This is a genomic window from Avibacterium sp. 20-126 (assembly GCF_044358625.1).
In the GTDB taxonomy this organism is placed as follows: domain Bacteria; phylum Pseudomonadota; class Gammaproteobacteria; order Enterobacterales; family Pasteurellaceae; genus Avibacterium.
On record NZ_CP091457.1, the window covers coordinates 560,950 to 585,190 of the forward strand.

Here is a 24,241-nt window from a genome sequence, read left to right on the forward strand (position 1 = left end):
CGTTTAGAAGAGTTGTTAAAGAAAGCACCAATGTTATTGTTTAATGAAATTTATTTTTTTGTTTTAAATAAAAAAAATCAAGAAATTACAAGAACTTTCTGGGTTATTGCTATTCTAACAAGCACATACTTTTTCTTTTTAAGGGCTATTATGAACAGTCTTAAAAAACGGCTTAGTGCATTTTTTCCCATTTTTATTTTTTTCTGTATTAATCTCATTATCTTATCTATTAGCCGAGTCGCCCTTGGGATATGGCAAGCCGATCGAATTTCTGCCGTTAATGGCTGGTTTTCGTTATTCTTACAAGGCGTTAGGATTGATGTTGCAAGTCTATGCTGGTTATTTTCTTTTCCTATTTTGCTTACTTGTTTTTTTGCTGGCAACTGTTTGATTGGGCGAGTAGTAAACGGATTTGTGCGTTTATGGCTTGTGCTAAGTAGTGTGTTTATTATTTTTATGGAAATTGTTACGCCAGCTTTTATTGAAACCTATGATTTTCGTCCAAATCGTTTGTTTGTGGAATATTTAGTTCATCCGAAAGAAGTGTTTACAATGCTGGCAAACGGGCATTTTGTGGTGTTAATTTTAACGCTAATTTTGACCGCACTTTTTGCTTATAGCTTTTGGCGTTTGTCTGTGAATTTATGGAAAAATTTATCTTATCCTAAATGGTATTGGCGTCCTGTCGTTTTCTTGCTTATTGGGGCAATGACCTTTATCGGAGCAAGATCGAGCTTTCAGCACCGCGGTATTAACCCAGCAATGGTAGCATTTTCTTCCGATCCTTTGGTGAATTCTTTGGTATTGAATTCCAGTTATTCCGTGCTATTTGCCGTTCAACAAATGAAAGATGAAGATCATTCTTCAGAAATTTACGGCAAAATGCCGTTAGATGAAGTTGTGGCAATCCTTAAACAGGCGAGAGGACGACCAGCAAGTGACTATATTTCTGATATTTTGCCAACAATGACACACAATGTGGCGAGTTATCAAGGTAAAGCAAAAAATTTAGTCATTATTTTGGAAGAAAGTTTTGGGGCGCAATTTGTCCAAACCTTAGGGGGGAAACCACTTTCCCCTTATTTTGATGCATTGGCGAAAGAAGGCTGGCTATTTGAAAATCTTTATGCCACAGGGACACGTTCTGTGCGTGGTATTGAAGCAATAACGGCAGGTTTTACGCCAACACCCGCGCGCTCGGTGGTGAAATTATCAGGTTCACAAACTAATTTCTTTACCATTGCGGATTTTCTTAAGAAACAAGGCTATCACACCTCTTTCATCTATGGTGGAGAAAAACATTTCGACAATATGGCGAGCTTTTTCTATGGTAATGGTTTTGAAACCATTATTGATGAAAAAGATTATAAACACCCCCACTTTACTGCGACTTGGGGGGTAAGCGATGAAGATCTTTTTGCCGAAGCCAATGAACAATTTACCCGATGGCAAGAAAGCGGAAAGCCATTTTTCAGCCTTGTGTTTAGTTCCAGCAATCACGATCCTTTTGAATTTCCAGATGGCAAAATTGAACTTTATGAGCAACCAAAACAAACCCGTAACAATGCGGCGAAATATGCTGATTATGCGTTGGGTTATTTTTTCCAATTAGCGAAAAAATCTAATTATTGGCAAGATACCGTGTTTTTAGTGATTGCAGATCACGATTCGAGGGTAAATGGGAGTGCCTTAGTGCCAATCAAGCATTTCCATATTCCAGCTCTAATTTTAGGAGAGGGGATTACACCGCGCCGTGATAACCGTTTAGTGAGCCAAATTGATATGCCTACTACCTTGCTTTCTTTAATTGGTGCAAGTGGTAATTATCCAATGTTAGGTTATGATCTAACCCAACCGCAAGATCCTAATCGTGCGTTAATGCAATTTGACCGTACAATGGCGTATCGCAAAGGTAACGATGTTGCAATTTTACAGCAAAATCAACCCATTCAAGGTTTTCATTATGATACGCAAGCTGGTAAATTAACCCCTACAGAGATTCCTGAATTAATCAAAAAAGAAGCCTTAGCTTATGCATTATGGGGTAGTTATGCCTATAAACAAAAGCTGTATCGCCCAGAATCTCCTGTAAAAGAGCAATAAACAAAGTGCGGTACTTTTTTGTCGTATTTCATTTTTTTGAGGGTAAGGAAAATCTTCATAATCGCTTGCCCCGTAGTTAAGTTTTGATATGATAGTGCGGACATATTTTGATTAAACCTCCCTCAATTAACGATAAGAGAGAACAAAATGACCGATGATAGCCAAAATACTGGCTTAGAAACCACAAATAAAAAGAATTTTTTGCAATCCCTATTTGGGCGATTTTTCCAAGGTGAGTTGAAAAACCGTGAGGAATTAGTGGAAGTGATCCGTGATTCCGAACAAAATGAATTAATTGATCAAGATACCCGTGAAATGATTGAAGGGGTAATGGAAATCGCTGAATTACGTGTGCGTGATATTATGATCCCGCGTTCGCAAATTGTGTTTATTGAAGCCGATCAGGATCTGGATGCTTGCTTGGAAACCATTATTGAAAGTGCGCATTCACGTTTTCCAGTGATTACCGATGAAAAAGACAATATCGCTGGGATTTTACACGCGAAAGACTTGCTAAAATTTTTGCGTTCTAATGCGGAAGAATTTGATTTACTTTCTCTGCTTCGCCCAGTGGTCATCGTGCCGGAAAGTAAGCGTGTAGATAGAATGTTAAAAGATTTCCGTTCTGAGCGCTTTCATATGGCGATTGTGGTTGATGAATTTGGCGCGGTGTCAGGATTAGTAACTATTGAAGATATTTTAGAGCAAATTGTTGGTGATATTGAAGATGAATTTGATGAAGAAGATGTGGCAGATATTCGTCAGCTTTCTCGTCATACTTACGCTGTGCGTGCATTAACGGATATTGAAGATTTCAACCAGCAATTCCACACGCATTTTACGGATGAAGAAGTGGATACGGTGGGTGGTGTGGTAATGCAAGCCTTCGGTCATTTACCAAAACGGGGGGAAGAGATTACCCTTGAAAACTTACACTTTAAAGTGACTTCCGCAGACAGTCGTCGCATTATTCAGTTGCGTGTTACCGTGCCTGATGAATGTTTGGAAGAAATAGCAACTCACGAAGAAAATTACAATAGCGCGCAATGAAATCACAATTAATTTATCTTATTGCTTTATTATCTGGGGGATTAGGTGTTTTTGCTTTTTCTCCTTTTGATTTTTGGGGCGTCGCCTATCTTTCCCTATTAGGGTTATTATGGGTGGCAAAAACAGCGAAAAAAAGCACCGCACTTTGTGGTGCATTTTTATGGGGCCTGAGCTTTTTTAGCTTTGGCGTGAATTGGCTACACGTGAGCATTCACCAATTTGGAGGCTCACCGTTGTGGCTCAGCTATGTGTTAGTGGTATTGCTGGCGGCGTATCTTGCCTTATTTCCAACACTGTTTGCCTATTTTATTCAACGCTTTAAGGTGAATAATCTCGCACTGTATCCTGTGCTTTGGACATTCACAGAGTTTTTACGCGGTTGGTTATTTACCGGTTTTCCGTGGCTACAATTGGGTTACACACAAATTGACAGTCCATTTTCAGGACTTGCGCCAATTTTTGGTGTACAGGGGCTAACTTTCTTTGTTATGTGGGTAAGTGCGGTGCTTTTTTCACTGATTTCTCACTTATTACAGAAAGATAAAAAATGGTTAATGATTGCTTCACAATCGGTGTTATGTCTGATTATTAGCGGTTTAGCAATGTGGCCATCTTCCGCGAATTATGTGCAGGAAAAGCCAGAGAAAGCCTTAACCATCACCCTTGTGCAAGGGAATATTGAGCAAAACTTGAAGTGGGAACCACATTATCTTAGCCAAACCTTAGGAATTTATGGGCGTCTTATTGCTCAGTATTTAGGTAAAACAGATCTTATCATTTTGCCTGAGGCCGCATTACCAACTTTAGAAAATGATATTCAGCGATTTTTACTTTCCTTACAGCAAGCAACCAAAGATACAGGGACGCAAGTGATGATTGGAACCATTTATCAAGATTGGCAAAAAGGAAAATTATTTAATTCTATCATAAACTTAGGTGATCCTGATTTACCTTATAGCGAGCAAACTCACAACCGCTATAATAAACATCATCTTGTCCCATTTGGTGAATATGTGCCATTGGAAAACCTCTTGCGTCCGCTGGGTTCGGTGTTTAATTTACCGATGTCGGCATTCCAATCAGGGGAAGAAGTACAAAAGCCATTTTTAGCTAAACAACGGAAATTTACCCCAGCAATTTGCTATGAAATTATTTTTGGTTCACAAGTGCAGAAAAATCTGAACGTGGAAACCGATTTCTTGCTGACCATTTCCAATGACGCGTGGTTTGGCAACAGCATCGGTCCTTGGCAACATTTACAAATGGCAAGAATGCGTGCTTTAGAATTTGGGAAACCTGAAATTCGCGCCACCAATACTGGAATCACCGCCTTTATTAATGCGAAAGGTGAGGTGATCGCTCAAGCTCCACAGTTTGTGGAAACCACTTTAACACAACGTATTGCACCAACAGTAGGTAAAACGCCTTATGCTCAATTAGGTGATATGCCTTTGTATTTCTTATGCTTTTTACTAATGCTATTGCGTGGCGTGAACCTATTATTATGGCGAATACTAAAACGAACAGCGGTGTAAATTTAACGGATTTTTTCCTTTGGTAAAAGAAAGTGAGCAAGTGAATTAATGCTTGCTTTCTAAACGAAAAAGCGTATTATAGCCGTCTAGACGCAAAAACATCTAAAATTTAATTTTAATCTTTTAAGGAAAGCTATGTCATCTTATTTATTTACTTCCGAATCAGTGTCAGAAGGGCATCCAGATAAAATTGCTGACCAAATTTCTGATGCGGTATTAGACGAAATTCTCAAACAAGATCCCAAAGCTCGTGTGGCGTGTGAGACCTATGTGAAAACAGGTATGGCACTTGTAGGGGGGGAAATCACCACCTCTGCTTGGGTGGATATTGAAAATCTAACACGCCAAGTAATTTGTGATATTGGTTACAAACATTCTGATATGGGGTTTGATGGCCATTCTTGTGCGGTGTTAAATGCTATTGGAAAACAATCTTCCGACATTAATCAAGGGGTGGATCGTGAAAGCCCATTAGATCAAGGTGCAGGCGACCAAGGTATTATGTTTGGCTATGCCACCAATGAAACTGATGTATTAATGCCGGCAGCGATTACTTATGCACATCGCTTAATGGAACGCCAAGCACAAGTACGTAAAGACGGCACCTTGCCTTGGTTACGTCCAGATGCGAAAAGCCAAGTTACCCTAAAATATGAAAATGATAAAATTGTTGGCATTGATGCAGTGGTGCTTTCTACTCAACACGCAGATAGCGTGAGCCAACAAGACATCTATGACGGTGTAATGGAAGAAATTATTAAACCAGTCTTACCAACTGAATGGTTTGGCAAAGATACCAAGTATTTCATTAACCCAACAGGGCGTTTTGTAATTGGTGGTCCAATGGGAGATTGTGGGCTAACTGGACGTAAGATCATTGTTGATACCTATGGTGGCGCTGCTCGTCACGGTGGGGGGGCATTTTCGGGCAAAGATCCTTCAAAAGTGGATCGCTCTGCCGCTTATGCCGCACGTTATGTAGCAAAAAATATTGTTGCCGCCGGTTTAGCTGATCGTTGTGAAATTCAGCTTTCTTATGCCATCGGTGTGGCTGAGCCGACTTCCATTATGGTGGAAACCTTTGGCACGGGCAAAGTGAGCAATGCATTATTGGTAAATTTAGTGCGTGAGTTTTTTGATTTACGCCCTTATGGATTAATTAAAATGCTTGATCTCATTCAACCAATCTACCGCCAAACCGCAGCTTATGGGCATTTTGGACGTGAGCAATTCCCTTGGGAAAAAACGGATCGTGCTGAAGAATTGAGAGTTGCTGCAGGCATAAATTAAGATAGTCTGAAAAAGCGCTATTGCAATGATGTGTGATCTGCACCCCAAAAGTTGGACTAAACAACTAACTGATTAAGGTGCAGATTTTTTATGACGAAATATACTTAAAGTTTCAAACAACAAGTGCTTTGGGTCAGATCAGTGTAGTAGTGCTTTTTATTACTTAGGCTGGCTAAAAATAAGCGATAAAAATGTAAATAAGGCAATATGTGAGCTGGCGGAGAGTTTTGTTAAATTTAGTTTATTTTTATTTTCTTAGCAATTTTTTTATGATTGATTTTTGGTCAGTTATTTTTTATTCATTTTATTTATGTATAGATAAAACCTCGTAGCTATTATTTATAGCTATATTTAACCTACTTACTAGGTCTTGATATAAGGGAATATAACTTGAAAATTGAGAAATATTTATTGAAATGGTAAAAAGATTGGCGGAACGGACGGGACTCGAACCCGCGACCCCCTGCGTGACAGGCAGGTATTCTAACCAGCTGAACTACCGCTCCGAATCTAGGATGCTAAATTGGCGGAATGGACGGGACTCGAACCCGCGACCCCCTGCGTGACAGGCAGGTATTCTAACCAGCTGAACTACCACTCCGCATTAGCGAGAGGCATAATAATAGTGAACGAAAAGTTCGTCAAGCAATTTTTATGCCTCACTGTTTAACTGATTAATGAATGAGCGTTAATGTAAGGTTTCGTCCTCAGTTCGCTTCATCCATAGGCAATTATCTTTGCTTTTTTTGTTAATCAATTTTAAATAATCTAAATGTGCTTGCTCTTCTGCATCGTCAGGGGTAATCACCGTGAAATCTTGCGAAAAAAGCACCGCACTTTCAATTTGTACCTCTTCCTCAATTTGTTGTATTGGCTCTTCGGTTTCTGCTTCGTCAAATAAACTCGTTTGCCCACCGGTCATGGCTAAATAGACATCACCCAGGATCTCCGCATCAAGCAACGCCCCGTGTAAGGTACGTTTGCTATTATCAATGTGAAGGCGATCACAAAGGGCATCTAAGCTATTGCGTTTGCCGGGATATTGTTGGCGAGCCATTTGTAAGGTATCGGTAACGGTACAAATATCGCTGGTTTTCACATTGCATTTATGCTTTTGAAATTCATAATCCATAAACCCGACATCGAAGGGCGCGTTATGAATAAGCAATTCAGCCCCTTGGATAAAATCAATAAATTCCTGCGCAATTTCAGAAAAATTTGGTTTATCAGCCAACATTTCATCGGTAATCCCGTGAACTTTAATTGCCTCGGGATCAACGGGGCGATCTGGTTTGATGTATAAATGCAGTTTTCGCCCTGTGTATTTGCGATTGATTAATTCAACCGCACCAATCTCAATAATGCAATGTCCTTCATAGTGCGCACCAAATTGGTTCATCCCCGTAGTTTCGGTATCCAGTACAATTTGACGTTCAGGAAGAAGTGGCGTTGTCATAGTTTTCCTATCTCTTTACTCAATTTTGCGGTATTATCGCCCCATTTGAAAAAAAATTATAGCTAAATTTATTTGAATTTATGTTAAAGCATATTGACGTTTTCACTGATGGTTCGTGTTTAGGCAATCCCGGCAGGGGGGGCATTGGTATTCTATTGCGCTACAAACAGCACGAAAAACAAATTTCACAAGGTTATTTCAAAACAACAAATAACCGAATGGAACTGCGAGCCGTCATAGCGGCTTTAGCGAGCTTAAAAGAACCTTGTCAGGTAACGCTACATAGCGATAGTCAATATATGAAAAATGGTATGACTAAGTGGATTTTTAATTGGAAAAAAAATAATTGGAAATCTAGCACGGGTAAACCTGTGAAAAATCAAGATTTATGGCTATTGCTCGATAATGAAACACAACGACACCAAATTCATTGGCAGTGGGTGAAAGGACATAGTGGACATCGAGAAAATGAAATTTGTGATCAACTTGCAAAACAAGGTGCAGAAAATCCAACGTTGGAAGATGTGGGCTATGAATCTTAAAAATATAAAGCGGTGAAGGAAAGTTCACCGCTTTTTCTTGATGTAAGGAGCATTATAATTGTGTTGGTAACCTCGCAATCACAGCGTAGCCTTCTTCAATTCCTGTTATTGAATATTCAGAGTCTGCGCTGATAAAGGTGGATTGACCTTGTTTTAAGTGAAGTGCGGTGGAATTTTCGCTAATTTTTAATTCGCCACGCATTACTAATAAAATTTCTGCACTTTGTGAATGTAAACGATGTTGTTCACCTTGTTGATAGCTCACTTGAGTGAGGGCAAAGTCTTTTGCGGGTGTTTGGTAAGTAAAAACTGGCTCATTTTTTGGTGCAATAGGGATAATTTGCGGTATGACTTCTCGGTAGTCAATAACTTTCAACAATTCAGCAATATCAACGTGTTTTGGGGTTAAACCACCACGAATAACATTGTCGGAGCAAGCCATTAATTCAATATTTTGACCGCGTAAATAGGCGTGTGGAATCCCCGCATCTTGGAAAATACCTTCACCTTTTTTTACTTCGACAATATTAAATAAGTAGAAGCAAATCAGTCCTACATCAAGTTTTTCAGGTGGAATTTGCATCGCTTCCATCGTGTAAAGTACCCAATAATCAGGATTATCAAGGCTAAGTTGCTGTTGTGAATAAGCCGTTTGATTAGCTTGAATAATCGGATTAAGCCACATAGCGAGTGCTTGTTGCTCTGCTTGCATCAGATCAGCATAAAAATCCGCTAAAGATTGTTGTGCAAGTTTTTCAGCAAGCGGTACAAGAGACGGGCGAGCTTGTAGTGTTTTGATAATTGCTTGCTTGGTTTTGAAGCCGTGTAAGAGCCAAAAATTGGACAGCGCGATCATCATTTCCGGCTTATGATTATTATCTTTATAAGTTCGCGTTGGATCATTAAGTGCAATACCGAGGGCATTTTCTTTAGCAAAACCCGCTTCTGCTTGTGCTTTTGTTGGGTGAAGCTGAATTGAGAGGGGCTGTTTTACATCTAAAATTTTGAGTAAATAAGGTAAGCTGCGACCAAATTGAGCTTGGCTTGCTTCCCCAAGTGCGGTGGGATTTTTGGCTAAAAATGCGTTTAATGGTTGTGATGTACCATTTTCTTCAATGAGCGATGGCGCAGAATTGTGATCGCCTAACCACCATTCGGCGTAATATTGATTTTTTTGCGCAGGAATGCCCAGAAATTCTGGTAAAAATTGCTGTCCGCCCCAAACATAATGTTGAAGCTTGCCGTTTAATGGGTAAAGCATAGTTATTTTCCTTTTTTATTTTGTTTTTCGCTGTGGTGTGCGGTAGATTTTTGTTTTGCTTGCTCTACAGCATTTTGAGCTTGTGAAATGCGTCCGCTATCAGTGAGATATTGCAAAATTTTTTCCACATCTTTAGGATTTTGTGCGGCTAAAGATACCGCTTTTCCATTTTTTAGCACTAACTGCAAGAAACTATTTTCACCAATATTAATGGTATTAATGTAAGCATATTGCAAATAAAGATTATTTAAGAAAAAGCCTTCTTTTTTCAAAATAAAGACAGGGTAGCGGATAAAGAAATGATAAATCATTAAAATGCCAAACATTACCAATAAAAACATTGTGTAAGGTTCAATGCCTTGTGGTAAGGCTTGATAAATCGCGATACCAACTAGCGCAAGCATAATAATGCCTTCAATTTTTGATTTACGACGTAAACGCACATTTAAGACCGTTTCACCAAAGCGTTTTTCCATAAGGAATTGATCGTAGAAAGCATATAAAAAATAAAGAATGATAAAGACTAATAAAGCGGTATTGATCATAACAACGTCCGTATTCTGATTATGTAAAAAATAAACTCTCCACGAAAGTTCGAGGAGAGTTTAATTTTATCATTATTCTGTCTTTAAGTAACGATTAAGCGAGAATACCTGTTGCTGCACCGATGATACCGATGACAAAAATACCCACGATAATCCATAACGCATTGACACGATTGCGTAATAGCCACATACAAGCAAAGGTAAATAGCAATGGCAGTAAACCCGGCATCAAGCTATCGAGGATAGATTGCACGGTGGTAACCTCAATCGTACCATCTTGTTTTTCAATGGTAGAAACCACCAGAGGTACATTAATGCTTGTCCATTTTTGTACCAACGCCCCCATTATAAAGAGACCGAGAATAGATGCACCTTCGGTCAGTTTTTGCAATAATCCGCCACTCATATCTTGTACAACATCAAGCCCTTTCTTATAGCCATAAACCACACCGTAATAGCGGGTTGCTAAACGTACAAGGTTAAATAAAAAGAAGAATAATAATGGGCCAAGAATGCTTCCACTTAGTGCTAAACCTGCGCCGAGTGCAGCAAATACAGGGCGTGCTGTTCCCCAGAAAATCGGATCACCCACACCAGCTAGAGGCCCCATTAGCCCTACTTTAATCCCGTTGATTGCCGCATCATCAATTTCTTTCCCATTGGCTCGCTCTTCTTCCATCGCAATGGTTACACCAAGAACAGGTGCAGCAACAAAGGGTTGAGTATTGAAAAATTCTAAATGGCGTTTGATTGCATCTTTACGTTCTTGTGAATTCGCATCAGGGTATAAGCGTTTAATCACGGGAACCATTGAATAAGCAAAACCGAGCGCTTGCATACGTTCAAAGTTCCAAGAGCCTTGGAAAAGGTTAGAACGCATTACGACTTTATTTAAATCACTTTGGGTTACTTTTTTCATTTCTATTGTCATTTTTCTTACCCCATTAATCTAATCTGTTATCAAGATCATTGTTACCATTAGAAACCACTTGCACCACTTGTTTACTTTGGTTGTATTTTGGGTGAAGTTGGATATAAAGTGCTGCCATAATTGCACCTAGCACACCTAAGGCAACAAGGTTAAAATTCGTAAAGGCGGCAACCACAAAACCTGCGTAGAAAAATGGCATTAAATGCCCTGCACGCATCATATTAATCACCATTGCATAACCTACCACGGCGATAATTCCACCGGCAATTTTTAGACCTGTTGTAACTACTGCTGGAATCGCATTTAGCATTGATTGTACAGCGTCTGTTCCTGCGGTTAAGGCAACAATCAAGGCTGGAATAGCGATACGCATTGCTTGTAAAATTAAGGCACTGCAATGAATCCAGTCTAAGCGGTTTAAATTACCATCTTCAATGGATTTATCGGCAGCGTGTTGGAAACCAACGGTGATTGCACGCACAACATAAGTTAGCACTTGACCTGCGGCTGCAAGTGGGATAGCCAAGGCAATTGCGGTGGTAATTTCTTGACCGCCAACAATCACAAGGATCGTAGAAACGACGGAAGCAAGGGCGGCATCTGGCGCAAGTGCTGCACCAATATTCATCCAACCCAGAGCGAGTAATTCTAACGAACCACCAACGATAATCCCTGTTTTAATATCACCGAGGACTAAACCAACAAGCGTACAAGCAATTAATGGGCGGTGAGTTTGGAATTCATCAAGGATTGATCCCATACCTGAAATACAGGCAACAATAAAGACAAGAATAATTTGTAGTGTTGAAATTTCCATTATAGTCATCCCTTATACAAGATTGTTTTTCTTTAATAAATCCATCATATATTGACGGCTATCATTTGATACTTTACGCACATCAAGTTCCACACCCATTGCGTCAATGGCTTTGAATGCGTCAATATCTTTATCATCAACGGATACGGCACTGGTAATCATTTTTTTACCATCTTTGTATGCCATACCGCCAATATTGATCGATTTCATATCAAATCCTGCTTCAAGCAGTTTTAGCACATCGGTTGGATTAGTAAATAACAGCATCATACGCTCGCCAGCATATTCTGGGTTATTATAAACGCGGATCATTTTTTCTACGCCTACAACGTGTGCTGTTACCCCGGGAGGGGCAACGCTTTTCAGCATTGTGGCACGAACGCTATCTTTTGCTACATCGTCATTGACGACAACAATGCGAGAAACCTTGCTTTCTTTTGTCCAGCGAGTGGCAACTTGACCGTGAATTAATCGGTCATCAATACGCGCAAGCCCAATAACGAGATGTCCCTCTTTATTTGGCGTTACGACTTCTGGTTGGCTTGATGCAGGTGCGGCTTGAGCAACGGCTTGTGGCGCTTGCTCTGGCTCTTCTTCCACATATCTTAAGGCACGGACACCGGTTCGTCCTGTTTCTAAGGCGATTGCCACCAATTCTTGCAAACTAGGGCCATCATCGCGAGCCATAAAGGTTTCTACCAACATTGGCACGTTTACCCCAGTAACAATATCCATATTGTCTTTTCCTTCTGATACTCGGTTTGCCGCATTAAACGGACTACCACCCCAAGTATCGACAAGGAATAACACTTCATCACAATGCGCAAGCGTTGTGCTGAGTTTTTCCTGATATTTTGCCATAATCGTTTCTGCATTTTCGCCGGGAACAAAATCAATTGTGGCAACATTTTCTTGTTCACCAATCAACATTTCGGTCGTTTTGAGCAGTTGTTCTGCCGCTACGCCGTGTGTTGCGATGATGATCGCAATAGCCATAAGGACTCCTTATACAAGTGGTTATGGTTTAAGTACTATAAAATTAGGCGCGCATTCTAAACTAAAATGCTCCAAAATAATGTGATGAAGATCACGGATTTTGCACTGTATTAAATAAAAATTGTGATTCATCTCATCTTTTTTATTATGTGGTTAAAAAACACACTTTTTTTGATGAATTATTTCAATACTTTTTGGAGTGAAATTTTATAAATTCTTATCTTATTGAATTTTTTTCAACAAAAAATGCTCAATAAAGTAGCAGAATATTTTTAATATGCAAGATGACTATTTATTTTTGCGATCTTGATCGTAAAAATAAAGTGCGGTGGTTTTTTTGTGGATTTTTTGGGATAGGCTAAACATAGCGACTGCGGATAAATGAACGAAGGAATAATGAAACTGTTTAATTGGCAAGCCTATAATTTTTTACAACAAAAACAACAAGGAATGATCGTGGCTGAGAATGTTGAAATGGCACGACAAGCTTTGTTTCAACGCCAGTTGCAAAATATCAAATTGCAGCGCAACTGGCAATTGCCGCGCAAGCCAAAAGCAAATGAGTTATATGAATTGATTAACCAGCTCGCATTATTGCTAAAATCTGCTGTGCCGATGAAGCAAAGTTTGCAGTTATTAGCACAGAATTGTACGGTCATTTCCTTAAATCTTTGGCTTGGGCAATTGATTAATGATCTTGAAAGTGGATTAAGTTTTTCACAAGGGATTGAAAAACAAGGAAAATATTTTTCACAGCAAGAACAGCAACTCATTCAAGTTGGCGAAATGACAGGCAAGCTCGCACAGGTGTGCGAGCAAATCGCCCAACATCGTCAGCGCTCTTTAATTTTGCAACGAAAAATCCAAAAAATTTTACTTTACCCAATGCTGGTGCTAGGTATTTCCCTGCTTTTAACGTTGTTACTGCTAATTTTTATCGTGCCACAATTTGCCGAGATGTACGCGAATAATAGTGCCAGTTTGCCTGTATTTACCGCGTTTTTATTGCATCTTTCAGAAGGGCTACAACAACACTTTTGGCAGCTAGGTTGTTTGTTTATACTTACTTTGGTCTTTATTCGTTTTCGTTTAAAACACTCGTCAATGTTGATCAAATGGAAAAATCAATGTCTCAGTAAAATGCCAATTTTAGGCAAGATCACGCAATTAGCGCGCCTGATTCGCTTTAGTCAAGCGCTTGCGTTAATGTTGCGTTCCGGTGTGCCGTTAAATGTGGCATTACAATCTTTTTTGCCAAAACGGCAAAGTTGGCAAGTAGAAAAAAATGATGTGGCAGATCAGGTGTTAAATCAAGCCGTAGAAACGGCGTTATATTGGCTTAATCAGGGCTATAAACTTTCTGACAGCGTAGCCAGTGATTTTTTTCCAATGACTGCGCAACAAATGCTAAAAATTGGTGAAGAAAGCGGACAGGTCGCCCAAATGCTACAACATATTGCTGATAAATATCAGCAAGATCTCAATCACCAAGTGGATCTCCTCTCTCAATTGCTTGAACCACTTTTGATGCTGATTATTGGTGGCCTGATCGGGGCTGTTTTACTCGGAATGTATTTACCAATTTTCAATATGGGATCAATGATTCAATGATAGATGTTGCGACATTTTTGTTTGGTGGATTAGTGGGGCTACTGATTTTTATATTTGTTGCTACATTTGCTCAACGATTAAAGCAAAGCGTGTGGCACGATTATTGTACACTTTTCCAACCACAGCAAAAAGAAATGCCTATGCCACATTCCTTGTGGCAAAATAAAAAGTGCGGTGGTTTTTTGTATTATATTTTTGCCTTTGCGGGACTATTTGTATTGTGTTGCAAGCTAAATACTGATCCTTATATCGCATTATGGTGGGCAATTTGGCTCAGTTTTGTTATTTTAATCAGTATTATTGATTGGCTTTACCGATTAATTTCTCCGTTGTTATGTATTTGGCTGTTCTTATGGACCTTGCTAGGCGTACATTGGCAAATTGTATCTGTATCGTTAGCGCAAGGTTTAACAAGTGCGGTGATAATTTTGCTTATTTTTTATGGAATTTGTGGCATAAGTCAAATAATGTTGCATAAAACAATGTTAGGCGAAGGCGATGCTTGGCTTGCCTTTGCGCTTGGAGCGGGAATAGCCTTACCACAATTGCCTCACTTTGTTTTTCTTGCTTCTTTTTATGGGCTTCTTTTTTGTAGCATACAAAAATTACGTAAGCGTGATTATCAACAAATTCCTTTCGCACCTTTTTTAAATCTTTCGGCATTTAGCCTCTTATTGCTTCAGTAAACAAGAGCGCGTATGATTTAAGCAAAATAAGACAAGGGTAGAAAAGAATGAGCTATATTGTTGGCGTAACGGGGGGCATTGGCAGTGGTAAAAGTACCATTGTGGATTTATTTGCCGAGTTAGGGGTAGAAATTATTGATGCAGATATTGTAGCACGAGAGGTTGTGGCGAAAGGCTCTCCGTTACTGGGGAAAATTGCTGAGCATTTTGGTGCGGAAATTTTATTGGATTCGGGGGAATTAAACCGCCAAGCCTTACGCCAAATTGTCTTTGAGCGTCCGCAGGAAAAAGTTTGGCTAAACAATTTACTTCACCCAGCAATTCGCCGTGAAATGTTGCATCAGCTCGCTCAAAGTCAATCTCTTTATGTGTTGTGGGTTGTGCCATTGTTAATCGAAAATGATCTCACCGCATTTTGTGATCGCGTGCTAGTTATTGATGTGTTGCCAGAAACCCAGTTGTTACGTGCTGCGAAGCGAGATCAAAATAAAATAGTCTTGATTAAAAAGATTATGGCATCACAAGTAAGCCGAGAAAAACGCTTATCTGTTGCAGATGATGTGGTGAATAACGAGCCAGAATTAAGCCAAAATCTGCCTTATTTAAGGCAAAAAGTGTTAGAATTGCACTATCAATATTTACAATTTGCGAAGGAAAAAACGAAAAATAATGCGTGAAGAAATTTTTGAAGTACCTTGTCCAGTGTGCCAAAAAGCCGTACCTTGGACGCCAGAAAGTCAGTATCGCCCTTTTTGTAGCAAGCGTTGCCAGCTTATTGATTTAGGTGAATGGGCAAATGAAGAAAAAGCCATTCCTTGTGAAACAGCGGATTTTGCCACCAATGCGAATTTCGATGAAGATTGGCGTGGCTAGTTAAAAAATATAGCAAATAAGGAAAAAAATGAATATTCAACATCAACAAAATGAACAAGATGGCGAGTTTTTTGTACTTGATGATCAAGGGCAGAAAGTGGCAAAACTCACTTATTACTTTATTGACACCCATAGTATTAATGCCAATCACACGTATGTATCGGAGCGTTTACGTGGGCAAGGGGTGGCAGATAAACTTTATCAAGCGTTAGTGCAATTTGTGCGAGAATATCAATTAAATTTAGTACCAAGTTGTAGCTATATTGAAAGAAAATGGCTGCGTGAAACCCGTTAATCTCTTACCCTCTCCAAATTTTCACTGGAAATTCATCTATTTTGCGTAGTAATGGTGTGTTATTAAAACAGTATTACTACCATTTTCTATACATTGCCGTCAATTCTCGTAAAGGGATTGAGAAATGAAAATTATCTTGCTAAAATCCACCGCACTTTTTTATAAAAGTATGTTCGGACGAAGGTAGCTGGAGAGTAGGGAATTAACCCTGCACCGACGAGGAAAAATCTTTCAGGTGCTATTAAGTTAGCGAGGACTGTTACTGGACGAACCCTTGGAGAGATCCATTGCATAGGCAAATGGACGCCGAAGGCGCAAAAGAGCGGTGTAAATTTTCATCGTTTTTCAAACGCTCAGGCAAAAGGACAGGGGCAAGAGATTATTTCAGGTGATATAACGCAAGGCTTTGCGTTGTCTTTTTTCTATTCGCCAAACTCTTTTCGCCTCCTTGTAAACCGCAATTTTTTTACGAGGAACATTCAATGTCAATGACACAATTATTATCATCAATTAACGCCTTTATTTGGGGACCGCCCTTATTAATTTTATTGTCTGGCGTAGGGCTTTATTTCACCTTTCGTTTAGGGTTTATTCAAGTTTTTCAATTGCCGAGAGCGTTAAGTTATTTATTTAAACGTGAAAAAGGGACGCAAAAAGGAAAAGGTGATGTTTCCGCCTTTGCTGCTTTAAGTACGGCATTAGCGGCTACCATTGGAACGGGAAATATTGTTGGGGTGGCAACTGCAGTGCAGGCTGGTGGTCCCGGCGCAATTTTTTGGATGTGGTTAGTGGCATTGTTTGGTATGGCAACGAAATACGCCGAATGTTTGCTGGCGGTGAAATATCGCATTATTGATAAACGTGGTTTTGTTGCCGGTGGCCCGATGTACTACATTGAACGTGGGCTAGGTATAAAATGGCTTGCAAAAATGTTTGCAATTTGTGGTATTTTGGTGGCCTTTTTCGGTATTGGGACGTTTCCGCAGGTGCAAGCCATTACGCACGCAATGCAGAATAGCTTTCATATTCCTGTGGAAATAATGGCACCAATTATCACCTTGTTGGTTGCAGCGATCATTTTAGGCGGCATTAAACGCATTTCTTCTGTGGCGGCCATCATTGTGCCTTTTATGGCCGTGCTTTATGTTGCGATTTCTATCGTCATTATCACCTTGAACTGGCAGCAAGTTCCTGCCGCAGTAGGATTAATTATTGAAAGTGCGTTCAATCCACAATCTGCCTTAGGGGGAGCATTAGGCTATACCGTAATGAAAGCGATTCAATCGGGTGTGGCACGAGGCATTTTCTCAAATGAATCAGGCTTAGGAAGTGCGCCAATTGCAGCCGCTGCGGCACAAACCAAAGAACCTGCGCGTCAAGGTTTGATTTCAATGACGGGAACATTCTTAGATACCCTTATCGTTTGTACGATGACGGGCATTGTCATTGTGCTAACAGGTGCTTGGCAATCACCAGAAGCCGGTGCGGCAGTAACCAATCTTGCCTTTTCGGAAGGTCTGGGAACAACAGCAGGTGGCACGATTGTAACCCTTGGATTATTATTCTTTGCATTCACCACGATTTTAGGCTGGTGTTATTATGGTGAGCGCTGTTTTGTGTATCTTGCCGGTGTTAAAGGGGTAAAAGCGTACCGTTTTATCTTTATTATTATGGTGGCTTGTGGGGCGTTTATTCATCTTGAAACCATTTGGATTCTGGCAGATATTGTAAATGGATTAATGGCATTCCCAAATCTTATTGCGTTAATTGGTTTACGCAAAGTCGTACTTGACGAAACAAGAAGCTATTTTGAACGTTTAAGTGTCGCACATCAAGATGCAGACGATTAGAAAACGTTAAATAAACATTGGTCATTCATTGAAGCACAGTAAAAAATCGCCTTTTACTGTGCTTTTTGCTATTTTGAAAGAGGGAACCGGAAATTGATTGAACACATTATTCAACGTTTATTTAGCGAATGGCTACTTAAAAGAGAAGCCATTTATGAATATGAACCTAGGAATAATAACAACTTTTCCATAAAATGAAAGTCTCTTTTTTGAAATCTTCTACTTAGATCATAAATTTACATTTTTCTTTTTTATTCTTAAATAAAGCCCTTGAAAAGTTCCTCTAACAGGACTATGTTGTAGGTATGAGATTTCACACAAGTAGAAATACTTACAATCAAAAGAGAGGTAAATGCTATGACTCTAAATATCACAAGTAAACAAATGGACATCACCCCAGCAATCCGCGCTCATATTGAAGAAAGACTTGCTAAATTAGGAAAATGGCAAACTCAACTGATTAATCCTCATTTTATTTTGAATAAAGTACCAAAAGGCTTTGCGGTGGAAGCCTCTATCGGCACACCATTTGGTGATTTATTTGCAAGTAGTGAAGCTGATGATATGTATAAGGCGATTAATGAAGTGGAAGAGAAACTTGAACGTCAGCTGAATAAATTACAACATAAAAATGAATCTCGCCGTGCAGAGGAACGTTTAAAAGATTCGTTTAATTAAAAACTTTTCTATTTTAGCCCGCACTTTTGCGGGCTTTTTCTTTGCCTCATTTCCCCTTTGTTGTACAATATCGCCCTTATTTCGTGGCTGGATAAAATCTAGCTGTACCCGTGGTTCGCAACCCTCCCACGCAAAAAAACTAGGAAATTTTATGACAACATTCAAAAATCACAACCGTAAAGCGGTTGTTATCTTTTCTGGTGGGCAAGATTCCACCACCTGTTTAATTCAAGCCATTGCGGATTATGGTGTTGAAAATGTGGAAACCGTCACTTTCCACTATGGACAACGCCACGCCATAGAATTAGAAAAGGCGAAATGGATCGCACAAGATCTTGGCGTAAAACAAACTTTCATTGATACCTCCGTGATCAAAGCCATCACAACAAATGCATTAATGAACAAAGACGCAGAAATCAAGCAAGAAAAAGATCAACTGCCAAACACCTTTGTAGATGGACGCAACGCATTATTTTTGCTTTACACCGCCATTTATGCAAAAGGACAAGGCATTTCTGACATTATCACGGGCGTGTGTGAAACCGATTTCAGTGGTTATCCTGATTGCCGTGATGTATTTATCAAGTCGATGAATGTAACGCTTAACTTAGCGATGGATTACCATTTTAATCTTCGCACACCGTTGATGTATCTTACCAAAGCACAAACTTGGGCATTGGCAGATAGCCTAGGTGCGTTGGATTATGTTCGCAATCATACTCACACCTGTTATATGGGCGTGGAAGGTGGTTGTGGCGAATGCCCGAGCTGTGTATTGCGTAATAAAGGCTTAAGCGAATATTTACAACAAAAAAGTGCGGGGCAAAATGTTTAAAGTTTCTAAAGAATTCAGTTTTGATATGGCACATTTATTAGATGGACACGATGGCAAATGTCAAAATCTGCACGGACATACTTATAAATTGCAAGTGGAAGTACAGGGAGAGCTACACGCCAGCGGGGCAAAAAAAGGAATGGTGATGGATTTTTCCGATCTAAAACAGATCGTAAAAGAACAGATTCTTAGCCCAATGGATCACGCGTTTATTTATGATGAAACGAGCGAACGAGAAAGCAAAATTGCACGATTATTACAAGATCTTAATTCCAAAACCTTTGCTATGCCAACCCGTACCACCGCAGAAGAAATGGCTCGCTTTATTTTTCAACGCTTGAGCGAACACTTGCCGATTAGTGCCATTCGCTTGTGGGAAACGCCCACTTCATTTTGTGAATATCGGGAAGAGTAATGGTGGAATTGATCTCTAATCCAAGCTATCCCATTGTAGAAATTTTCCAGAGTTTGCAAGGCGAAGGGGCAAATACGGGAATGCCTTGTATTTTTATCCGCTTTGGAAAGTGTAATTTAACTTGTCCTTGGTGCGATACGCCCTACAATGATTTTGAACCGTGGTCGTTACAGCAAATCTTAGCGAAAGTGCGGTCGTTTTCGGCGAAAAATATTATTATCACAGGGGGAGAGCCGACGATTCAACCGCAACTTAGCTTATTGCTTGAACAACTTAAGGCGGACGGTTATTTTCTTGCCATTGAAACCAATGGATTAAAACCGATTCCCGCACAAATTGATTATATCGCCACCAGCCCTAAGCGTGCTTATGTTGAGAAATACCGCCAACGCTGTATTGCTCAAGCCAATGAAGTTCGCATTGTGGCAGATGCAGATGTACAAGCATTTTGTGCATTCATTGAAAAGCAAATTGAGGCAGAGCATTATTACCTTTCACCTTGCGAAACCAATGGCGAAATGAATTTGCTCCACACCATCACACAATTAGGTTTACTAAACCAACGCCCGAATAAACCAAAATGGCAATTAAGTCTTCAAACACATAAGCTGATTGGGATTGAATAAAATCTAAGAAAAAACCACCGCACTTTAGAAAGTGCGGTGGTTTTTTAACGAGTTTTAATTATTGTTGGTTGTAATATTGATATGCTTCATCAATGGAAGGAAAATCTAATAATTTTCCTTTTTCTAATACCTTAGCATTATCACAATATTCACGAATTGCAGAAGGACTGTGAGAAACCAGAATAATAGAACGATCTTTGCGTTTTTCAAAAAGCTCATAACGACATTTCTCACTAAAGCGAGAATCCCCAACGGCAATTACTTCATCAATAAGATAGCAGTCAAACTCTACGGATAAAGATAATGCAAAGGCTAAACGCGCTTTCATTCCCGATGAATAACTTCTTACAGGTTCATAAAGATAGTTACCTAATTCTGAGAACGCTTCGGTAAATGCTGTTACATAGTCAATATCAGCATTATAAATTCGGCAAATAAAACGCAAATTATCCATTCCCGTTAAGCTCCCTTGGAATGCCCCACTAAAAGCGAGTGGCCAAGATATGCTCATTTCACGGCGAATAATACCTGCTGTTGGCGCTTCAACCCCGCTCATTAAACGAATTAGAGTTGATTTACCCGCACCATTTCGTCCTAAAATCCCTACTTTTTCGCCTTTCTCCAGTTTAAAATTAATATCGTTTAAAACTGTGACAGAACCTGTTCTTGTGTGATATTTCTTGTAAACATTTTCTACACTGATCATCTTGCATTAATCCTATTACTAAAACTGCGTACCATTAATAATCCAATTAAAAGCATGACTAAATCACAGGCAAGAAGGTAACTAGGTGATTCCATTGTCACAATGCTTGAGCCAAAATAGCCGTGCCTAAACATTTCTGTTCCGTGAATCATTGGAAACCATAGCAACATAGATTGAGCATTGCTAGGTAAACTGCTTACTAAAAAGAATGCGCCTGAAATAGGAAACATCAAAAAGGTCAATGTTCCCCAGATCTTGCCAAAAAATTCTAAATAATAAGCTAGCGAACAAATGATTAAACCTAGACCAATCGCAAACAGCGCCATTAAAAACCAAGCGAAAAGCATATATAGCACATCGTTTGGCATTTCAATCCAACCAATCATTACAAGAAAAGCAAGCATCAAAATCTGTGCAACGGTGGCCCCCATAATTTCCAACGTCATTCTGGAAAAAAGCGTATCTAAAGGACGAACATTACGGTGATATAATAAGGCCATATTCGCATCAATTGCACCAATAGCTCTATTAGACGCATTACGCCACATCATTAATAATGGATAGCCTGTGATAGCAAAAGCAACAATATTTAGCGTAGAAAATCTATCAGCCCTAAAAAAGTGCCACATTAATACAATCACAAGGGTCATCATAAAGGGTTCGACAAATAGCCATAAGAACCCTAAATTTTTACGCCCATAACGAGTAATAATTTCACGTAGCAATAATGCTTTTAACACTCGCCATTGAATCTGAAATGATTCTCGTAATGAAGTTTGTTCACCATACTGCATTAGTTTTTATGCTCTCTCACACCTGCTAATAATAGTGTTAATACACCATAAAGCACTAAGCCAAGAATCAATGTTGCTAAAATATTGTATAAACGATGTGGCTCTAAAGCCAAATCAGGATGATTAGGTTTAGCAATAATTTCCAAATATAATTGCTGTCTGCCTGCTTCTTCTTTTGCACTTTGCAATGCTGATATCGCTGCAGTTAATTGTTGCTTCGCTAAAGTATCATCTAAAATCAAACGCTGATACTCGGCAGATTGTGTGGTTAAAGATTTTTTTCCTTCAAACACCACATCTAACTGCTGTGATAATTCTTCACGAATACTTTTTTGTCTTGCTTGTAATACTTTGACTTGCGGGTTATTTGGTGATAATGCTCTTACTTGATCAAGCTGAGTTTGAATTGAAATTAATTCATTTTGTAATTTCTGTACCAAGGTTAAAACAGATTCTGATTGGCTTGCTACATCAAAGATTTCATTTTTAACACGATATTGGCTTAATGCGACAGAAGTTTCAGTTAAATGATTTTCCGCTTCATTAACTGATTGTTCTGCAAATTTAATGGTATCTCTACGCGCACGATCATTAAGTTGATTCACTAATTTTTCAGCTAGATTGAGCAAGGCATTATTAATTTCTTGCGCTGATGTTGCATCAAAAGTACGCACTCTTAATGTTGCAATCCCCGATAATGAATCAATACTGATTGACAAGTGATCGCGGAAATATTGATAGAACGCTTCTTGGGAGTCGAATAATCCTAGTGGATCAAAACGACTGAAAAAATCCCCTTCGTCATAATATTTTCTAAGCGGCAGATCGCTTTCTAAGGTGCTTAAGGCATTGCGAGAACGCATAAACTCCTGCACAGTAAAAGTATCATCTTGAGAACGTGCAAAGCCGATACTTTGCAACAATGCTCCCATTCCGCCTAAACTCGCTTGGCTACGCGATGAACGCACAATAAAGCTAGATTCAGAAATATAGACATCTGAAGCCCAGATAGAAAAATAAAAAATTGAGCAGAAAGTAGGAATGATCACTGTTATCCACAATAGTGGATTAATTTTCTTTAAATTCAATTTTTTCTTACGTTTTGTAATGGGTTGATCAATATTTTGTTCCATTCTTTATATACCTACATTCTATTAATGCTATTGATCGTTGATAATGCTGGGTTTACTGTTCCAAAGATCATACGAATAAATTTTTGGTATTCAGCCAATGGTGCATTAGATACATAAACAATATCTTTATCTTTAATTGGAAATTGTTGAATCCAAAACATTGATTGAGGTTCAAGTAAATTTGCTTGATATACTGTTGGAATTTTCATTCCGTTGTGATATCCCTTGGCTTCCCATTCATTTTGTTTATTTAATGACATTTCTTCAAATGGAACATAACGGAAGATAAATACACCTCTTGGATCGGCACGATTATCATTCAAACCGCCAAGACGACCTATTGCCTCTGCTAAGCTTAAACCTTCTGCTGAAAAACGAATTTCTTTACTATTTCCTACCGCACCCATTGCCGTGAATGAAAGTGGATTATTTATTAAACTTAAGACATCACCAGAACGTAAAAGGATATTTTCTTGTGGATCCCGTGCTAATTTTGCTAAAGAAATGGTTCTTACTTGATGACTGCGAGTAAGTTGCACTGCAATATCTTGTAATTCTCCGCTTGTTCCACCTGCTGCTGTTACCGCATCTAGCACACGTTCACCATAAGTTGTTAATGGCATACGCACAGTTGATGATTTAGTTAATACAGTTACATTCGCAGAATTATTTTTTACAACGCGCACAATCGCTTGCGGCTGATTTGCGATAGACTGTAAACGATTAACAATGTCAGTTTGAATTTGCTCTGGCGTTTTTCCTGCCACACGCAAAGAACCAACAAATGGAATGGTAATGCGTCCATTATAGCTGACCATTTGCTCGGGCAAATGCGTACTTTGGCTAGATGATATACCACTTTCGTTTAACACACTACCAAATAAAATTGCAGGAGGTGCTTCCCAAAGGGTTATATCAAGTAAATCACCTGAGTTTACCACGCCTTGGTAGCGTTGTTTAGAAGAACCTAACTGTTTAAAAGATTCAACTTGAAAAGGAGTATCACCTACAACCTTATCATCTAACTTAATTAATTGAACGGCAGACACATTGGCATTTTGTTGCTCTACTTTTTCTATTTCGCCCTTATTTGGGCCTGATGTGGGTAAAGTTGAACAGGATACTAATAAACTATAGCTTAAAAAAATGAATAATTTGTACATAAGGACAACCTTAAAGATTTTTTGTAAATTTTTGTAAATAAATTTTATGT

The 24,241-nt window shown here is 39.2% G+C and carries 25 protein-coding genes, 2 tRNA genes and 2 riboswitches; of the genes, 15 read left to right on the forward strand and 12 right to left on the reverse strand.

Annotated elements, in window-relative coordinates; all coding sequences use genetic code 11:
* The first annotated feature begins 150 nt into the window (after positions 1 to 150).
* The 4 genes from L4F91_RS02705 (at position 151) to metK (ending at position 5,978) form a co-directional block, all read left to right on the forward strand.
* Positions 151 to 2,103, forward strand: a complete 1,953-nt coding sequence (locus L4F91_RS02705) for an LTA synthase family protein (RefSeq protein ID WP_265762192.1) — start codon at positions 151 to 153, stop codon at positions 2,101 to 2,103.
* A gap of 147 nt (positions 2,104 to 2,250) precedes the next feature.
* Positions 2,251 to 3,153 carry a CNNM family magnesium/cobalt transport protein CorC gene (gene corC / locus L4F91_RS02710; protein ID WP_250350758.1) on the forward strand — a complete coding sequence of 301 codons (903 nt, stop codon included), beginning with the start codon at positions 2,251 to 2,253 and terminating at the stop codon, positions 3,151 to 3,153.
* On the forward strand, positions 3,150 to 4,688 hold the full coding sequence (lnt, locus tag L4F91_RS02715; RefSeq protein ID WP_395897122.1) for an apolipoprotein N-acyltransferase: 1,539 nt from the start codon (positions 3,150 to 3,152) through the stop codon (positions 4,686 to 4,688). The genes corC and lnt overlap by 4 nt, the downstream gene beginning before the upstream one ends.
* A gap of 135 nt (positions 4,689 to 4,823) precedes the next feature.
* On the forward strand, positions 4,824 to 5,978 hold the full coding sequence (metK, locus tag L4F91_RS02720) for a methionine adenosyltransferase (protein ID WP_250350756.1): 1,155 nt from the start codon (positions 4,824 to 4,826) through the stop codon (positions 5,976 to 5,978).
* Positions 5,979 to 6,407: 429 nt separating this feature from the next.
* On the opposite strand, the gene L4F91_RS02725 is transcribed toward metK, so the two are convergent.
* The 3 genes from L4F91_RS02725 to dnaQ all read right to left on the reverse strand — a co-directional run bounded on the left by L4F91_RS02725 (position 6,408) and on the right by dnaQ (position 7,434).
* A tRNA-Asp gene (locus L4F91_RS02725) sits at positions 6,408 to 6,484 on the reverse strand.
* An 18-nt stretch (positions 6,485 to 6,502) separates the two neighbouring features.
* Positions 6,503 to 6,579, reverse strand: a tRNA-Asp gene (locus L4F91_RS02730).
* 87 nt (positions 6,580 to 6,666) lie between these two features.
* On the reverse strand, positions 6,667 to 7,434 hold the full coding sequence (gene dnaQ / locus L4F91_RS02735; protein WP_250350755.1) for a DNA polymerase III subunit epsilon: 768 nt from the start codon (positions 7,432 to 7,434) through the stop codon (positions 6,667 to 6,669).
* A gap of 80 nt (positions 7,435 to 7,514) precedes the next feature.
* Here dnaQ and rnhA point away from each other — a divergent pair, with 80 nt between their 5' ends.
* Entirely contained in the window at positions 7,515 to 7,976 is a 462-nt protein-coding gene (gene rnhA / locus L4F91_RS02740) for a ribonuclease HI (RefSeq protein WP_250350754.1), read from the forward strand.
* Positions 7,977 to 8,028: 52 nt separating this feature from the next.
* On the opposite strand, the gene manA is transcribed toward rnhA, so the two are convergent.
* The 5 genes from manA to manX all read right to left on the reverse strand — a co-directional run bounded on the left by manA (position 8,029) and on the right by manX (position 12,526).
* Positions 8,029 to 9,237 carry a mannose-6-phosphate isomerase, class I gene (gene manA / locus L4F91_RS02745; protein ID WP_395897125.1) on the reverse strand — a complete coding sequence of 403 codons (1,209 nt, stop codon included), beginning with the start codon at positions 9,235 to 9,237 and terminating at the stop codon, positions 8,029 to 8,031.
* A 2-nt stretch (positions 9,238 to 9,239) separates the two neighbouring features.
* Positions 9,240 to 9,782 (reverse strand): YobD family protein, encoded by a 543-nt coding sequence (locus L4F91_RS02750; RefSeq protein WP_395897127.1) that lies wholly within the window; start codon positions 9,780 to 9,782, stop codon positions 9,240 to 9,242.
* Between the two features lie 94 nt (positions 9,783 to 9,876).
* Positions 9,877 to 10,713, reverse strand: a complete 837-nt coding sequence (locus L4F91_RS02755) for a PTS mannose transporter subunit IID (RefSeq protein WP_250350751.1) — start codon at positions 10,711 to 10,713, stop codon at positions 9,877 to 9,879.
* Between the two features lie 13 nt (positions 10,714 to 10,726).
* Positions 10,727 to 11,530 carry a PTS mannose/fructose/sorbose transporter subunit IIC gene (locus tag L4F91_RS02760; RefSeq protein ID WP_250350750.1) on the reverse strand — a complete coding sequence of 268 codons (804 nt, stop codon included), beginning with the start codon at positions 11,528 to 11,530 and terminating at the stop codon, positions 10,727 to 10,729.
* Between the two features lie 12 nt (positions 11,531 to 11,542).
* Positions 11,543 to 12,526 carry a PTS mannose transporter subunit IIAB gene (manX, locus tag L4F91_RS02765; RefSeq protein WP_250350749.1) on the reverse strand — a complete coding sequence of 328 codons (984 nt, stop codon included), beginning with the start codon at positions 12,524 to 12,526 and terminating at the stop codon, positions 11,543 to 11,545.
* Positions 12,527 to 12,922: 396 nt separating this feature from the next.
* On the opposite strand from manX, the gene L4F91_RS02770 reads away from it, so the two are divergent.
* The 10 genes from L4F91_RS02770 (at position 12,923) to L4F91_RS02815 (ending at position 20,395) form a co-directional block, all read left to right on the forward strand.
* Positions 12,923 to 14,137, forward strand: coding sequence for a type II secretion system F family protein (locus L4F91_RS02770; RefSeq protein WP_395897130.1), 1,215 nt, complete (start codon positions 12,923 to 12,925; stop codon positions 14,135 to 14,137).
* Positions 14,134 to 14,823 (forward strand): prepilin peptidase, encoded by a 690-nt coding sequence (locus tag L4F91_RS02775; RefSeq protein ID WP_395897132.1) that lies wholly within the window; start codon positions 14,134 to 14,136, stop codon positions 14,821 to 14,823. The genes L4F91_RS02770 and L4F91_RS02775 overlap by 4 nt, the downstream gene beginning before the upstream one ends.
* Before the next feature lie 47 nt (positions 14,824 to 14,870).
* Positions 14,871 to 15,500: a dephospho-CoA kinase gene (gene coaE, locus L4F91_RS02780; protein ID WP_395897134.1), complete on the forward strand. Its 630-nt coding sequence runs from the start codon at positions 14,871 to 14,873 to the stop codon at positions 15,498 to 15,500.
* Positions 15,493 to 15,696, forward strand: coding sequence for a DNA gyrase inhibitor YacG (gene yacG / locus L4F91_RS02785; protein ID WP_250350745.1), 204 nt, complete (start codon positions 15,493 to 15,495; stop codon positions 15,694 to 15,696). Before coaE ends, yacG begins: the two co-directional genes overlap by 8 nt.
* Before the next feature lie 28 nt (positions 15,697 to 15,724).
* Positions 15,725 to 15,991 carry a GNAT family N-acetyltransferase gene (locus L4F91_RS02790; RefSeq protein WP_395897136.1) on the forward strand — a complete coding sequence of 89 codons (267 nt, stop codon included), beginning with the start codon at positions 15,725 to 15,727 and terminating at the stop codon, positions 15,989 to 15,991.
* A gap of 264 nt (positions 15,992 to 16,255) precedes the next feature.
* A riboswitch (glycine riboswitch) is annotated at positions 16,256 to 16,370 on the forward strand.
* A 103-nt stretch (positions 16,371 to 16,473) separates the two neighbouring features.
* A complete protein-coding gene (locus L4F91_RS02795) occupies positions 16,474 to 17,841 on the forward strand; it encodes an alanine/glycine:cation symporter family protein (protein WP_395897138.1) in 1,368 nt (455 codons plus the stop codon).
* Between the two features lie 357 nt (positions 17,842 to 18,198).
* The gene (gene hpf, locus L4F91_RS02800; protein ID WP_250350742.1) at positions 18,199 to 18,519 is read left to right on the forward strand and encodes a ribosome hibernation-promoting factor, HPF/YfiA family; all 321 of its coding nucleotides are present in this window, start codon (positions 18,199 to 18,201) and stop codon (positions 18,517 to 18,519) included.
* 104 nt (positions 18,520 to 18,623) lie between these two features.
* A riboswitch (PreQ1 riboswitch) is annotated at positions 18,624 to 18,668 on the forward strand.
* A gap of 2 nt (positions 18,669 to 18,670) precedes the next feature.
* A complete protein-coding gene (gene queC, locus L4F91_RS02805; RefSeq protein ID WP_250350741.1) occupies positions 18,671 to 19,354 on the forward strand; it encodes a 7-cyano-7-deazaguanine synthase QueC in 684 nt (227 codons plus the stop codon).
* The gene (queD, locus tag L4F91_RS02810; RefSeq protein ID WP_250364241.1) at positions 19,347 to 19,769 is read left to right on the forward strand and encodes a 6-carboxytetrahydropterin synthase QueD; all 423 of its coding nucleotides are present in this window, start codon (positions 19,347 to 19,349) and stop codon (positions 19,767 to 19,769) included. Before queC ends, queD begins: the two co-directional genes overlap by 8 nt.
* Positions 19,769 to 20,395, forward strand: a complete 627-nt coding sequence (locus L4F91_RS02815) for a 7-carboxy-7-deazaguanine synthase QueE (RefSeq protein WP_395897141.1) — start codon at positions 19,769 to 19,771, stop codon at positions 20,393 to 20,395. Before queD ends, L4F91_RS02815 begins: the two co-directional genes overlap by 1 nt.
* A 58-nt stretch (positions 20,396 to 20,453) precedes the next feature.
* Here L4F91_RS02815 and L4F91_RS02820 read toward each other — a convergent pair whose 3' ends face one another.
* The 4 genes from L4F91_RS02820 to L4F91_RS02835 are packed head-to-tail and all read right to left on the reverse strand — an operon-like array spanning position 20,454 to position 24,191.
* Positions 20,454 to 21,101: an ABC transporter ATP-binding protein gene (locus tag L4F91_RS02820; RefSeq protein WP_265777787.1), complete on the reverse strand. Its 648-nt coding sequence runs from the start codon at positions 21,099 to 21,101 to the stop codon at positions 20,454 to 20,456.
* The gene (locus tag L4F91_RS02825; protein ID WP_265777788.1) at positions 21,098 to 21,895 is read right to left on the reverse strand and encodes an ABC transporter permease; all 798 of its coding nucleotides are present in this window, start codon (positions 21,893 to 21,895) and stop codon (positions 21,098 to 21,100) included. The genes L4F91_RS02820 and L4F91_RS02825 overlap by 4 nt, the downstream gene beginning before the upstream one ends.
* Positions 21,895 to 23,028, reverse strand: coding sequence for a capsule biosynthesis protein (locus L4F91_RS02830; protein WP_395897144.1), 1,134 nt, complete (start codon positions 23,026 to 23,028; stop codon positions 21,895 to 21,897). Before L4F91_RS02830 ends, L4F91_RS02825 begins: the two co-directional genes overlap by 1 nt.
* Positions 23,029 to 23,039: 11 nt before the next feature.
* Complete coding sequence (locus tag L4F91_RS02835) at positions 23,040 to 24,191, reverse strand: polysaccharide biosynthesis/export family protein (protein ID WP_395897146.1); 1,152 nt, start codon at positions 24,189 to 24,191, stop codon at positions 23,040 to 23,042.
* Between the last annotated feature and the right edge of the window lie 50 nt (positions 24,192 to 24,241).